This is a genomic window from Dactylosporangium darangshiense (assembly GCF_039537565.1).
Lineage (GTDB): Bacteria > Actinomycetota > Actinomycetes > Mycobacteriales > Micromonosporaceae > Dactylosporangium > Dactylosporangium darangshiense.
On record NZ_BAABAT010000001.1, the window covers coordinates 749,196 to 762,660 of the forward strand.

A 13,465-nucleotide genomic window follows, 5' to 3' on the forward strand; every position below is an offset into this window, starting at 1 on the left:
CCCCACCAGGGAGGTACCTGTGCGTAAGTTGACCGTGGGACTGCTGAGTCTCACGCTTGCGTCGGGGATGGGGGTGCTTGTCGGCGGGGGAGCCGCCCACGCCGTACCGGCCCAACAATCACCATCCGTCGATGCCGCGTCGCCCTCCGACGAGTTGCCCAACCCGTTGGAGGACAAGCGGCGCGATGCTCGTGAGGTCGCGCTCTCGCAGGTCCTGACGGGCCAGGCCGCACCGGAGAAGCGCGGGGCGAGCACGGTCGTCAAGATCGGCAACGGTAGCAAGACGAAGGGTCACGTCGACAAGTACGTCGAGCTCAGCCGCGAGAAGACCGACAAGATCTTCGTCGTGCTCGCCGAGTTCGGCGACCAGCGTCACCCGAGCTACCCGGACCAGGACACCGCGCCCGCGGTTCCGGGCCCGGCGCGGTTCGACGGCCCGCTGCACAACCAGATCCCGCAGCCGGACCGGACCAAGGACAACTCGACAATCTGGAAGCAGGACTTCAGCAAGCAGTACTTCGAAAACATGTACTTCGCGTCCGGCAACGGCGCGGAGTCGCTCAAGACGTACTACGAGAAGCAGTCCTCCGGCCGCTACAGCGTCGACGGCCTGGTCACCGACTGGGTGAAGGTCCCGTACAACGAGGCCCGCTACGGACGCAGCAACGGTTACCCGTGTGCGAGCAACGTCTGCAGCAACACCTGGTACCTCATCCAGGACGCGATCAACGCCTGGGTCGACGGGCAGCACGCCCAGGGCAAGTCCGACGCCGAGATCAAGGCGACGCTGGCCTCCTACGACCAGTGGGACCGCTACGACTACGACGGTGACGGCAACTTCAACGAGCCCGACGGGTACATCGACCACTTCCAGATCGTCCACTCCGGTGGCGACCAGGCCGACGGTGACCTGATCCAGGGCGAGGACGCGATCTGGAGCCACCGCTGGGCGGCGTTCCAGAACTTCACCAGCGGCCCGGACTTCAACAAGCTCGGCGGCACCCAGATCGGCACCACGGGCCTGTGGGTGCGCGACTACACGATCCAGCCGGAGAACGGCGGCCTGAGCGTGTTCGCGCACGAGTACGGTCACGACCTCGGCCTGCCGGACCACTACGACACATCAGGTGCCGGCGGCAACGCCGAGAACCCGGTGAACTGGTGGACGATCATGGCGCAGAGCCGGGTCAGCCTGCCGAGCGACAACGGCATCGCGGCCCGCGCCGCCGACCTCGGCGCGTGGGACAAGCTGCAGCTGGGCTGGCTGGACTACAAGACCGTCCAGTCCGGGCAGACCAAGCTGGTCGACCTCGGGCCACACGAGTACAACAGCAAGAAGGACCAGGCGGTCGTCGTCGTCCTGCCGAAGAAGCAGGTCGCCACGCCGCTGCCCGCCCCGCCGCAAGGCAGCAAGTCGTGGTGGAGCGGCGCCGGCAACAACCTCGACAACTCGCTGAGCCGCACGGTCTCGATCCCGGCCGGCACGACGACCCTGACGTTCAAGGCCAACTGGGACATCGAGGACTGCGGTCCCGACGCCTGTGACTACGCCTACGTCGAGGTCGACGACGGGAGCGGCTTCAAGGCCATCCCCGGCTCGATCACCACCGCGGCCGAGGGCAACGGCATCGACGGCACCAGCGGCGCGTGGGTCCCGGCGACGTTCGACCTGTCGAACTACCAGGGCAAGACGGTGGGCCTGCGGTTCCACTACTTCACCGACCCGGCGGCCGGCGGCCAGGGCTTCTTCGCCGACGACATCGCCATCACCAACGGCGGCACCACAGTGTTCGCCGACGGTGCCGAGTCGGGCGCCAACGGGTGGACCGCGGACGGCTTCAGCGCCGTCGGCAGCCAGCTGGTGACCGAGTACGACAACTACTACATCGCTTCGCACCGCACCTACGAGTCGTACGACCGGTACATGCAGACCGGCCCGTACAACTTCGGGTTCCCGGCCACGCCCCAGTGGGTCGAGCACTTCCCGTACCAGACGGGTCTGCTGATCACGTACTGGGACACGTCCTACAGCGACAACAACACCAGCCAGCACCACGGCGCGGGCCTGATCCTGCCGATCGACTCGCACCCCGACCTCGTCCTCAAGGGCGACGGGACCCCGTGGCGCCCGCGTATCCAGGGCTTCGACGCGCCGTTCTCGATGAAGCGGACGGACTCGTTCTCCCTGCACTACGGCACGGCGGGTGCGACCAGCAAGCTCGGCGGGCAGTGGGGCAACCCGCTGTTCGACGACAGCAAGAGCTACTACCGCGAGGACCCGGCGACCAGCACGTACTACGGCGTCAAGGTCCCGAACGACGGCGTCAAGATCCTCGCCCTGTTCGAGAACGGCACCTCCATGACGGTGCTGGTCTGCGCGTAGCGGGAACCTAGTGCGGCGGGAGGAGGTCCAAGTGGGTATGAAAGCGCCCCTGGGCCTCCTCCTTGCCGTTGCCGTCCTGACTGGTTGCGCCGCTAAGACCGACCAAATAGCGCAACCATCGCCAAGTGCCGAAAAGTCCGGACAAATCGCCCCGACAGGGGGCGTAACGAACAAAGCAACGAACGAAGCCACCATCAGTGTCCCGCCCAAGGCGCCGAAGACCACGAAGGTCGAGCCGCCGGTCGACGATTTCCAGCAGGTCAAGGCCGAGGGCAAGGTCCGCGTCACGGGCACGTGCACCGAGCTCGTCACCGATCAGCTCACCTGGACCCTGATCGGCCCCGCGGCCGCAAACCTGCGCGACGGCCAGCGGGCCAGGGTCGTGGGCGTGCCGGACCCCAACCGCGAGACCGGCTGCCCGGGCAGTCCGCTGCTGGTGTCCCTGGCTTCGCCCCAGTAGATCAAGTGCGCCCCAGCTGGGTGACGTGGCCGGGCGGGTCCCGGCGAACCGTTGAAGAATGACCACGCCCTTCCAGGTCACGGTCCCCCGGCTCGCGGTGCCGGTGGGCCCCGACGACCACACGATCGGCCCTGCGGACGCCCCCGTGTCCCTGGTCGAGTACGGGGACTTCCAGTGCCCGTATTGCGCCATGGCCCACACGATCCTGCAGGACCTGCTGCGGTTGCGCCGCGACACCGTCCGGTTCACCTACCGCCACTTCCCTCTGACCAACGTGCACCCCTACGCCGACCTGGCCGCCGAGGTGGTCGAGGCGGCCGGTCGGCGCGACGCCTTCTGGCCGATGCACGACTGGCTGTTCGAGAACCAGCGCAGCATCAACCCGCGCCAGCTCATGGTCGGCGTCGAGCGGCTCGGCCTGCCCTCCGCCGAGGTCGGCGACGAGGTGGGCCCGCACCTGTACCTCGACCGCGTCCGCCGCGACCTCGTCGGCGGCGTGCGCAGCGGCGTCGGCGGCACCCCGACCTTCTTCGTCAACGGCATCCGCCACGACGGCGGGTACGCCCTCGACGAGCTCCTCGAGGCCGTCGACGAGGCCGCCGAGGCGGTGGGCGCGGATCAGCGCCACGACGGCTACTGAGACCGTCTGTGCCGATCAGTGTCAGACGGCTACCGAGCGTGTCCGGGTCGAGGCGGCCCGGCGATCGCGGGGCGTTACGGCAGGTCATCTGCACGAGAAAGTTTCCTGATCAATTCGGCGGGCGGTGAGATCACCGTCCGCCGATTCTTTGGCGCCCAAAGAACCTGCTCGCCCGATGCCGCACGGAAAATGCTCTCTGATCCGCTCGCATCAAATCTTCCGTGCCCGCGAAACGATCAATGTGGCTCTGTCACTGACCGTGCTCCGGCATCGGAAATTCCGGGCATCACGCTCGGTAGCGCAGGTCGCCGCCGACATGCGTCAATTCAACAAACGCTGAGCTGCGTTAACACGATTGTGCATTTTGGCAGTTGCGTACCGGCCATCACGCAGTGCATGCTTTCGCGTTGGGTCTCATAGTCTTTCGGGCCCTAACTGTTGCGAACCTCGGGCTTGGGGAACCCGGGAGGCGGCCGGTCCGTGGGGGTCCGGTCGTTGAGACGAAAGAGCGGTGACGTGCGCGGTCGATCGAAGACCGGTCGATTAGAGGTGCGGGCCAATGCTGCTGGCCGATGACTTCTTCCTGATCGCGCACGACGACCGGGACGGCAAGTCCCGGCTGTCGCAGCGCGCGGTGGAGTTCGGGCTGGCCGGCGCGATGCTCGGCGAGCTGGTCCTGGAGCAGCGGATCCTGGTGGAAGGATCGCGCCTGCGGGTGATCAACCACGATCCGCCGTCCGACCCTCTCGCCCACACCAACCTGGCCACGATGATCGCCGAGGTGCAGCACCGCGAGGTGCGCACGTGGCTGCTGTTCCTGGGGCGGACGGCGGTCGAGGCGGTGGGGCAGCGCCTGGCGCGCGTCGGGCTGGTCGAGCAGACCCAGGTCCGGCGGCTGCTGCGCAGCGAGACCCGATGGCTGGCCACCGACATCAACCTGCCGGCCGGGCGTGTGGTGCGGCTGCGGCGCCTGATCACCGGCTTTGAGCCGATGCGCGTCGCCGACACGACCCTTGCCGGGCTGGCCGAGGCGACCGGGCTCACCGGGCACGTGCTCTGGGAGCGCGACCCGGTGGGCATACGAAGACTTCAACAGGCGATTGCCACCCTGCCGCCACCGCTGCGCGACCTGATCCTGCAGGTCGAGTCGGCGATCGGCGACGCGGTGATGTCGCAGCGCGGGTGACGACGCGGCAACGGACCTTCCCTCAACCCTTCCCCCCACTCAATATCCCTGGAGGACCGATGTCCGCAACGTCGCCAACGCGACCGAGCGTGGTATCTCAGGCACTGGCCCGTGACCGGCTGGGCGTGCCATCCGTCATCATGTTCGCCCTTACCGCGGCTGCCCCGCTGATGGTCGTCGGCGCGCTGGTCTCGACCGGCTGGGGCGTGGTCGGCACGACCGGCTTCCCCCTCGCCTTCCTGATCATCGCGGTGATCCTGGCGCTGTTCAGCTTCGGCTACGTCGCGATGTCGCGGCACATCACCAACGCCGGCGCGTTCTACTCCTACATCGCGCAGGGCCTGGGCAAGCCGCTCGGCGTCGCCGGCGCGATGGTCGCGCTGGTGGCGTACAACCTGCTGCAGGTCGGCCTGTACGGCGCGTTCGGATTCTTCCTGTCGCAGTTCCTGGCCGACAAGGCCAAGATGGACGTCGACTGGTGGGTCCTCGCGCTGGTGCTGTGGCTGTTCGTCGCGGTGCTCGGCCTGCTGCGCGTCGACGTCAACAGCAAGGTCCTCATGGTGCTGCTCGGCGCCGAGCTGATCGTGGTGACGATCTTCGACGTCATCTTCTTCAGCCACCCGGCCGGCGGCTCGATCAGCTTCGAGCCGTGGACCTGGGGCGCGCTGAAGGACACGGCCGGCCCGGCGTTCGCCGTCGCGGTCACCGCGTTCGTCGGCTTCGAGGCCGCGCCGGTCTTCTCCGAGGAGGCCCGCAGCAAGAACCGCACTGTCTCCACGGCTACCTTCCTCGGCCTCGCGGTAATGCTGCTGTCCTACGCGCTGACCAGTTGGGGCGCGTCGGTGAGCATGGGCGTCGACCAGACCGTGGATCTCGCCCAGAAGAGCCTGGACAGCGGCGGCCCGTTCTTCCCGACCCTGATCGAGAAGGGCGGCGCGTGGGCCGGCGACGTCGGCAGCGTCCTGCTGATCACGAGCATCGCGGCCGCGGCGCTGAGCTACCACAACACGACCGCGCGCTACGCGTTCGCGCTCGGCCGCGAGCGGGTTCTGCCGTCGTTCTTCGGCCGCACCCGCGCCCGCTCCGGCGCACCGGCGTCGGGCTCGCTGTTCCAGACGATCATCGCACTCGCGGTCATCGTGCTGTTCGCGATCGAGGGCTGGCACCCGCTGGTGAACCTGTTCTTCTGGCTGGGCACCGCCGGCGGCATCGGCGTGCTGCTGCTAGTCACGGCGACGTCCCTGTCGGTGATCTTCTACTTCGCCCGCGACGCGCGCGGTGAGGGGGCTTGGGCCCGGCTCATCGCGCCGATCCTGGCCACGATCGCCCTCGGCTACGTGATGTGGCAGGTCTTCGAGAACTTCGGCCTGCTGCTGGGCATCCCGCCGGACCAGAAGAGCGACGCGGTCTGGGCGTTCCCCACGGCATACGGCGTGGCCGCCGCCATCGGCCTCGTCTGGGCGTTCGTCCTGCGCGGGATCAACCGGCAGGACTACGACGCGATCGGCCTCGGCGCGCAGGCCAACACCGCGCGCATCGAGTCGGCCGAGTCCGTCGAAGTCGGTTAAGAACAAGATCCAGATTTAGCGGTACCGCCAGAGGGAAGACGGCACCACACAGCGAGGGAGGCAGGCGGTGGCCTGCCTCCCTCGACTGTTTTCAAGCACGCTTACCTAGTGGGTGTTACCCGTAGGTCAGCGCCGGCGTGGGCTCGACTCGGTCGGCGGCCCGGCGAAGCGTGCGGGCGGTGAAGCCGCGCACCTTGTTCATCGTGGCCGATTCCGCGCGGCGGTCGTCGACGACCGGGGCGTTCGGCATGGCCGACAGAACCTCGGTGCGGACGGCCTCGAGCGAGACGAGCAGTGCGATCGGGGTCATTGCTTCTCCTTGGCTGGATTGGGGCCGGTGGTCGCCCGGACCACCAGCGAGACGGGCAGCGTCAGGCGACGCAGCGCCGGATCTTCGGGCGGGTCGAGCAGGAGCTCGCCCGCGAGCCGCCCGCGCTCGACGCTGGGCTGGCGGATCGTGGTGAGCCCGGCCGGCTCGGCCTCGTCGATGTCGTCGAAGCCGGTGACCGAGACGTCCCGGCCGGGGTGCAGCCCCCGCACCCGCAGCGCGTCGAGCACGCCGAGCGCGAGGACGTCGGAGGTGGTGAGGATCGCGGTGGCCCGGCCGAGCCGGTCCAGCGCGTGCGCCGCGGCGGCCGCACCCTCCTCGCGGTCGTTGTGGGCCGCGTTGATGAGCAGCACCCGCTCCCACGGGATGCCGGCCTCGGCGAACGCGTCCCGGAAGCCGCGCACCCGCTCACCGGTCACGTAGTAGCGCAGCGCGTCCGGGTCGGCGTCGACCGGGCCGGTGACGCCGCCGTGGACGATCCAGTGCGCGACGACCGCGATGTCGCGGTGGCCGAGGTCGGCGATGTGCGCGCCGAGCCGGCGCGCGGCCGCGCGCTCGTCGATGCCGACGTAGCCGGCGTCGGGGCCGAACGCTTCCGGGTCCTCGCCGATCACGATCGGCACGCCGCGGCCGCGGATGAGCTCCAGCGCGCCGTGCCAGTCGGGCACGCAGTAGAGGCAGAACGCGTCGACCGCGGCGTTGCTGACCACCCGCCGGCCGGCCTCTTCGTCCTTGGGCAGGTTGAGCAGCAGCAGCGAGGTCTCCCGCGCCGACGCCGCCTCGGCCAGCCCGCGCAGGTAGGCCACCGCGTAGGGGTCGGTGAACGCCATCGACAGGTCGTCGGTGAGCAGCACCCCGATCGCGTTGACCTTGCCGCGGCGCAGCGACCGGGCCGTCGGGTTGGGGCCCGAGTAGCCCAGTCGCTCGGCCGCCGCGAGGATCCGAGCGCGCAGTTCGGGCGAGAGCTGATCCGGCCGGCTGTACGCGTTGGAGACGGTGCTCCGCGAGACGCCCAGCTCGTCGGCGATGGTTTGCAGTGTTGCTGCCATGGTCGGATCCTCCCTCCGGCTGCATCGATTCAGAACCTTCTGTATCGATACAGTACGCCGGGCGTGATCCGCCTGCCAGTCGTTTGTCGGGTCCTGGCATGTGTGCCGCGACACGTGCCCTGACCTGCTGAATTAATGGTCACGCAATGGCGCGCCACCATGGTTCAAGAGCCGGTAACGCGTCGATGTTCACTCGGTCACCTGGGCGTGGCACGACGAGCTCGATGTCGCGGGCCCCGGCCTCCTCGACGAGCCGCTCGACCGGCTCGGACCACGCGTGCAGTGCCAGGTTGAAGGTGCACCAGTGCAACGGGATCAGCACCCGGGCCCGCAGGTCGAGGTGTGCGCTCGCGCCGTCCTCGGGCTTCATGTGGATGTCGGGCCATGCGTCGTTGTACGCACCGACCTGGATCAGCGACGCGTCGAACGGCCCGTGCAACTCGCCGATCTGCTTGTACCCCTCGAAGTACCCGGAGTCGCCCGTGTAGAACAGGCTCCGGCTCTCGCCCCTGAGCACCCAGGACGCCCACAGGGTGCCGTCGCGGCTGAACCGGCGGCCGGAGAAGTGCCGCGCGGCGGTGGCGGTCAGCGTGACGCCGCGCACCGTGGTCTCCTCGTCCCAGTCCAGCTCGACGATCCGCTCCGACGGCACGCCCCAGCGCTCGAGGTGCGCGCCGACGCCCAGGGGCACCAGGAACGGCGCCTGCTGGGTGCGCCGCAGCTCGCGGATCGAGGCCAGGTCGAGGTGGTCGTAGTGGTCGTGCGAGATCACAATGGCGTCGATGCGCGGCAGGTCCTCGATCGGCAGCGGCATCGGGTGCATCCGCTTCGGCCCGAGGAACGACGTCGGCGAGCAGCGCTCGCTCCACACCGGGTCGAACAGCACCCGCACACCCTCGATCTCCACCAGCGCCGTGGAGTGCCCGAGCCACGTCACGTGCAGCCCGTCGGGCTCGAGCCGGCCGCCCAGCTCCGGCCGGGTCACCGGGATCGCGCCCATCGGCTTGCGCCGCTGCTGCCCGGTCAGCAGCTCGACGAACGCGCTGCGCATCGCGTGCGGCGGCAGCACGTCGGCCGGCACCGTGTTGCGGAAGCGCCCTTCGTCGTACTGCGCAGATCGGCGCATCCGTTCGGCCCGCGCGCCCGCCGGTATCGCACCGAGCTGCGCCGGCAGGTCGCGCAACGCCCACGCGACGCCTCCGGCGGCGGCCGCCACCGCGGCCAGGGCGAGCACCCGAGTCGTCTTCCCCATAGCTCTGTCGCCTCCAGTTGTCGTGAGGTTCAGCACCCGTCCGTTTCGATTTTCTCTCGGTACTCCGGGCAGCCCGACACCGGCAAACCCCCTTTGAATGCCCCCGATCTGCGCAAACGCCCTCGGCGCCGGCCATGAAAGGCCCAAACGGGCCGGTGAACGGCACCGCGCGGCATCTGTTGTCAGACATCCAGGTGTGGAAGGCTGCCCGCGAACTCCCTCTTCACGCGCTTCCTCTTTGCGTTAGGTCACATTCCCCCGGAGGCCTGTCGTGGTCTGGTACACCAACCAGTCACTCCTGTTGATCCTGCTCGCCTTCCTTCTCGGACTGCTGGTCGGCTACCTCTGGTGGGGTCTGCGCCTGCGCCGCGTCCGCTCGTCCGAATCCTCCACCCAGTCCACCATCACCGAATCCCCGGCGCCCGCCGCCCTGGCCGCCGTCGCGTCCGAGCCCGCGCCGGAAGCTCTCGTCTCTGAGCCGGAGCCGGTCGCTCTCGCGTCCGAGCCCGAGCCGGTCGCTGTTGCGTCCGAGCCCGAGCCGGTGGCTCTCGCGTCCGAGCCCGAGCCGGTTGCTCTCGCGTCCGAGCCGGTTGCCGAGGCCGAGCCGGAGCCCGAGCCCGCGGCGGTCGCGGTCGCCGAGACCGAGCCTGAGGCAGAGCCTGAGCCCGAGGCGGTTGCCGAGCCCGACGCTGTGGACGCCGAGCTCGTCGCGGACGTCGAGTCCGCGTTCGAGGCCGAAGCGCCCGCCGAGGAGCCGGTCGCCGAGCGCCACGACGAGCTCGAGCGGATCGAGGGCATCGGGCCGAAGATCGCCGCGGCGCTGCGTGCCGCGGGCATCCGCACGTTCCAGCAGCTGGCCGACGCCGACCGCGCCGCCGTCGAGACCGCCCTCGAGAACGCCAACCTCCGCTTCGCGCCGAGCATCGCGACCTGGTCCCGCCAGGCCCGGCTGCTCGCCGACGGCGACGAGGCCGGCTTCAAGGAGCTCACCGACCGCCTGATCGCCGGCCGCGAGGTCACCGAGAAGCCGGCGGCCGAACCCGAGCCGGTCGCGGAAGAGCAGGTCGCGGAAGAGCCGGCCGTGGAAGAGGTGGTCGCGGCCGAACCCGAGCCCGAGCCGGAGCCCGAGCCCGAGCCCGAGCCCGAGCCGGTCGCGGTCGAACCCGAGCCGGAGCCCGAGCCCGAGCCGGTCGCGGAAGAGCCCGAACCCGGGCCGGTTGCGGAAGAGGCCGAGCCGGAGACGGTGGCCGAAGAGCCGGTCAAGGTGCCGGCGCAGGCGGGTGCGGCGGAGGACGGGCCGGTCGACGATCTCAAGCGGATCGAGGGCATCGGGCCGAAGATGTCGGCCGCGCTGGTGGCCGCGGGCATCCGCACGTACGTGCAGCTGGCCGACGCCGACGTCGACACCCTCCGCGGGGCCATCGAGGCCGCCGGGCTGCGGTTCGCGCCGAGCATCGTCACCTGGTCCCGGCAGGCGCGGCACCTCGCCGACGGGGACGAGGAGGGCTTCGCCGACCTGACCCGCCGCCTGGTGGCCGGCCGCGACACCGGGCGGGCCTGATGACGGGCACCACCCGGAACACGACGACGAGCGGCATTCGCTGGGAGGTGCGCAACCGCCACCCCCTGATCCCGATCGGCGCCGCCGTCGTCGGGCTGGCCGCGCTGCTGATCACGTTCGAAGTGCCGCACCGGCACGCGGTCGAGGACAACCTCACCGACCGCACCAAGGTGGCGCTGGCGGGCGCCGGCATCGACGCCGACGTCCGCTTCGTCGGGCGCGACGGCACCGTGCGGGTCGGCTCGGCCGAGGAGAAGGACAAGGCGCGCGAGGTCACGCTCGCCGTCGAGGGCGTGCGCGTGGTCGACGTCCAGGCGCCGCCGAAGGTCGAGAAGCCGCCGGCGCCACCCGCGCCGCTGTCGGTGAAGCTGCTGGTCGACGGCGGCAAGGTCACGCTGACCGGCACGGTGCCGGCCGAGGGCGACCGCGGCAAGATCGCCGACGCGGCCAAGCAGGCGCTGGGCGCGGAGAACGTCCAGGACGACATCACCGTCGACGCCGCGCGGGCGAGCGACGACACCGACCTGACCGCGCTCGGCGCGGTCGTCGGCGCGCTGGGCAAGGACACGAAGGCCGGCGTCGTCGACCTGACCGACCACGTGATCACGCTGACCGGCACCGTGCCCACGCAGGAGGTCAAGGACAAGGCCGAGGCGGCGGCGAAGGCCGCGACCAAGAGCGGCTCCGTGCGCAACGAGCTCGTCGTCGGGCAGGCGGCCGCACCGGCTCAGGTGCAGACCCAGCTGGTCGCGCTGCCGACGGTCGAGTTCGAGAACGACAGCGCGACGCTGACCGCGAAGGGCCGCGCCGTGGTGGAGAACGCGGCGTCGATCCTCAAGTCCAACCCGAACGTCAAGGTCAGCATCGAGGGGCACACCGACCTGACCGGCACCGCGGCGCACAACCAGACGCTCAGCGAGGCCCGTGCCAAGACGGTCCTCGACACGCTGGTGTCGCTGGGCATCGCGCCCGACCGGCTGACCTCGAAGGGCTTCGGCGAGAGCCGGCCCAAGGTCCCCGGCACCGACGACGCGGCCAACGCCGTGAACCGCCGGGTCGAGTTCATCGTCCAGCAGTAGCCGCAACCAAAGACGGCTCAGTAGTAGCCGCAACCCAAGAAGGCTCAGTAGTAGCTGCAACCCAAGAAGGCCCAGCGGCAACCACCAGCCCGAGCACAGCGAAGGGGCGCGGCCACCAGGCCGCGCCCCTCCTTGTTGCCGTAAACCAGCCGGTGGAGCCTAGTGGCGCACCGGGTACAGCGGCTCGCGCGCCGTGCTGTCGGCCCGCAGGGACTGCGTCGACTGCGCGGAGAACGCGGTCGCCGCGGTCGGGTCGGGCCAGGGCAGCGTGTCGCAGGTCTTGTCGGGGCGGTCGCCCGACTTGCGCTGCGGCAGCTTGCCGGTCGCGAGGTAGTCCGCGATCGTGTCGTCGATGCACGCGTTGCCGTTGAGCGAGTTGGCGTGCGTGGTCTGGTCCTTCTCGGCGAGAAGGGCGCTGTGCGGGAACAGGCGGCGGGCCTCCAGGCTGCCCTCGAACGGCGTCGCCGCGTCGAGGGTGGTGCCGACGAACAGCACGCTCTTGACCTTCGAGCCGTCGACCTTGACCGGCTTCTGCGCCTTGGCCGGCCAGTAGAGGCACGGCGCGTTGAACCAGGCGTTGCTCCAGGTCATGTACGGCGCCTGCAGGAACGTCCGCCAGTTGTCGATCTTCCACTGGTTCCAGCTCTGCGGCCACTGCACGTCGGTGCACTGCACCGCGTTGTACACCGCGAAGCCGTTGTCGTCGCCGGGTGCGATGTAGTTCTCGTACGCGGCCACGATCACGTCGGTGTCGCGGTTGTTGGCCCAGCCCGCGAACGCGTCGGCCAGCTCCAGCCACGTCGACTGGTAGTAGCCGGCGTAGAGGAAGATGTCCGTCCACTCGCTCGCGCCGACGACGCCGCCGGCGGGCGCGCTACGCAGCTTGTTCTGCTCCGCGTAGAAGCGCAGCTCGACCTGCTTCGCGGTGGTGCCGAGGTGATAGACGCTGTCGTACTTGGCGAGCCAGCCCCACCAGATTTCCTCGTTGCGCTGGAAGTTCAGGTCCTGGTTGAGGTTGGCCTTGTACCACACGTCGCGCACGTCGACGTTGCCGTCGAGCACCATGCGGCGGACCTTGTCCGGGTGCAGGGTGCCGTAGACCTGGCCGAGGTACGTGCCGTAGGAGAAGCCGTAGTAGTTGATCTGCTTCGCGCCGAGCGACTTGCGGATCGACTCCATGTCGTTCACCGAGTCGACCGTGGTCATGTGGCTGAGCAGGTCGCCGCCGGCCGCGCCGCACGCCTTCGCGTAGTCCTTGGACTTGCTCAGCCAGGTCTTCTCGATGGCGGAGCTGACCGGGACGTACTCGGGGCGGGGGCCGGCGAAGTAGTCGTCGTCGCAGTGCAGGGCGGGGACGCTGGAGCCCACGCCGCGCGGGTCGAAGCCGATCCAGTCGTAGGCCTCGCCGGCGCCGTTGGGCACGAACTCGCCCAGGACCGACAGCGTCAGCCCGGACCCGCCGGGGCCGCCCGGGTTGACCAGCATGACGCCCTGGTAGTCCTTGTCGGCCACCTTGTGCTTGATGCGCGAGACGGCGATCTGGATCTTCTTGCCGTTGGGCTTGCTGTAGTCCAGCGGCACGGTGAGCAGGCCGCACTCGGCGCCGCGGCGCTGCAGGCCGGGGCTTGCGCACTGGCCCCACGGGATCGACGCCGCACCGGCGAAGTCGCCGCCCGGCGAGGCGGGCGCGGCCAGGGCGCTCGAGGCCGGTGCAACGGCCGCGAGCGTGGCCGCAGCGGTGAAGAGGACCAGCCCCTTCACGGTTCTTTTCTCCAAGACAACCCTCCCAAATTTGCCCAAACGGGATTCTTTGAGCAAGTGATTCGGGTCAAACAATGTCACGCCGATGCTTTCGGTCTCGGGTGCCGCGCGGAAGCTCCAACACCCTTTCCCTCACCCGAGAAAAAACGGGTGTCGAGCGGGGCTCTGAGTGAAACCCGTGCCGTGCGCGGTTCGCGA

General features: G+C 69.5%; 11 protein-coding genes. 7 read left to right on the forward strand and 4 right to left on the reverse strand.

The window, feature by feature from the left end; all coding sequences use genetic code 11:
* Nucleotides 1-19: 19 nt before the first annotated feature.
* The 5 genes from ABD901_RS03360 to ABD901_RS03380 all read left to right on the forward strand — a co-directional run bounded on the left by ABD901_RS03360 (nucleotide 20) and on the right by ABD901_RS03380 (nucleotide 6,237).
* Nucleotides 20-2,383 (forward strand): immune inhibitor A domain-containing protein, encoded by a 2,364-nt coding sequence (locus ABD901_RS03360; protein ID WP_345120971.1) that lies wholly within the window; start codon nucleotides 20-22, stop codon nucleotides 2,381-2,383.
* A 31-nt stretch (nucleotides 2,384-2,414) separates the two neighbouring features.
* Nucleotides 2,415-2,843, forward strand: coding sequence for a hypothetical protein (locus ABD901_RS03365; protein ID WP_345120973.1), 429 nt, complete (start codon nucleotides 2,415-2,417; stop codon nucleotides 2,841-2,843).
* 58 nt (nucleotides 2,844-2,901) lie between these two features.
* Entirely contained in the window at nucleotides 2,902-3,483 is a 582-nt protein-coding gene (locus ABD901_RS03370) for a DsbA family protein (RefSeq protein WP_345120974.1), read from the forward strand.
* Nucleotides 3,484-4,042: 559 nt separating this feature from the next.
* Nucleotides 4,043-4,669, forward strand: a complete 627-nt coding sequence (locus ABD901_RS03375; RefSeq protein ID WP_345120975.1) for a GOLPH3/VPS74 family protein — start codon at nucleotides 4,043-4,045, stop codon at nucleotides 4,667-4,669.
* 59 nt (nucleotides 4,670-4,728) lie between these two features.
* Nucleotides 4,729-6,237: an APC family permease gene (locus ABD901_RS03380; RefSeq protein ID WP_345120976.1), complete on the forward strand. Its 1,509-nt coding sequence runs from the start codon at nucleotides 4,729-4,731 to the stop codon at nucleotides 6,235-6,237.
* A gap of 115 nt (nucleotides 6,238-6,352) precedes the next feature.
* On the opposite strand, the gene ABD901_RS03385 is transcribed toward ABD901_RS03380, so the two are convergent.
* The 3 genes from ABD901_RS03385 to ABD901_RS03395 form a co-directional block, all read right to left on the reverse strand.
* Nucleotides 6,353-6,547, reverse strand: a complete 195-nt coding sequence (locus ABD901_RS03385; protein ID WP_345120977.1) for a hypothetical protein — start codon at nucleotides 6,545-6,547, stop codon at nucleotides 6,353-6,355.
* Complete coding sequence (locus ABD901_RS03390; protein ID WP_345120978.1) at nucleotides 6,544-7,614, reverse strand: LacI family DNA-binding transcriptional regulator; 1,071 nt, start codon at nucleotides 7,612-7,614, stop codon at nucleotides 6,544-6,546. The genes ABD901_RS03385 and ABD901_RS03390 overlap by 4 nt, the downstream gene beginning before the upstream one ends.
* Nucleotides 7,615-7,753: 139 nt before the next feature.
* A complete protein-coding gene (locus ABD901_RS03395; RefSeq protein WP_345120980.1) occupies nucleotides 7,754-8,866 on the reverse strand; it encodes an MBL fold metallo-hydrolase in 1,113 nt (370 codons plus the stop codon).
* Between the two features lie 271 nt (nucleotides 8,867-9,137).
* Here ABD901_RS03395 and ABD901_RS03400 point away from each other — a divergent pair, with 271 nt between their 5' ends.
* Nucleotides 9,138-10,427, forward strand: a complete 1,290-nt coding sequence (locus ABD901_RS03400; RefSeq protein ID WP_345120982.1) for a helix-hairpin-helix domain-containing protein — start codon at nucleotides 9,138-9,140, stop codon at nucleotides 10,425-10,427.
* Complete coding sequence (locus ABD901_RS03405; RefSeq protein ID WP_345120984.1) at nucleotides 10,427-11,506, forward strand: OmpA family protein; 1,080 nt, start codon at nucleotides 10,427-10,429, stop codon at nucleotides 11,504-11,506. The genes ABD901_RS03400 and ABD901_RS03405 overlap by 1 nt, the downstream gene beginning before the upstream one ends.
* A gap of 159 nt (nucleotides 11,507-11,665) precedes the next feature.
* Here ABD901_RS03405 and ABD901_RS03410 read toward each other — a convergent pair whose 3' ends face one another.
* Nucleotides 11,666-13,282, reverse strand: a complete 1,617-nt coding sequence (locus tag ABD901_RS03410) for an alpha/beta hydrolase (RefSeq protein ID WP_345120987.1) — start codon at nucleotides 13,280-13,282, stop codon at nucleotides 11,666-11,668.
* Between the last annotated feature and the right edge of the window lie 183 nt (nucleotides 13,283-13,465).

Coding starts and splice junctions, on each gene's coding strand:
- ABD901_RS03370 (WP_345120974.1), top strand. CDS start 2,902: ATGACCACGCCCTTCCAGGTCACGGTCCCCCGGCTCGCGGTGCCGGTG.
- ABD901_RS03375 (WP_345120975.1), top strand. CDS start 4,043: ATGCTGCTGGCCGATGACTTCTTCCTGATCGCGCACGACGACCGGGAC.
- ABD901_RS03380 (WP_345120976.1), top strand. CDS start 4,729: ATGTCCGCAACGTCGCCAACGCGACCGAGCGTGGTATCTCAGGCACTG.
- ABD901_RS03385 (WP_345120977.1), bottom strand. CDS start 6,547: ATGACCCCGATCGCACTGCTCGTCTCGCTCGAGGCCGTCCGCACCGAG.
- ABD901_RS03390 (WP_345120978.1), bottom strand. CDS start 7,614: ATGGCAGCAACACTGCAAACCATCGCCGACGAGCTGGGCGTCTCGCGG.
- ABD901_RS03395 (WP_345120980.1), bottom strand. CDS start 8,866: ATGGGGAAGACGACTCGGGTGCTCGCCCTGGCCGCGGTGGCGGCCGCC.
- ABD901_RS03405 (WP_345120984.1), top strand. CDS start 10,427: ATGACGGGCACCACCCGGAACACGACGACGAGCGGCATTCGCTGGGAG.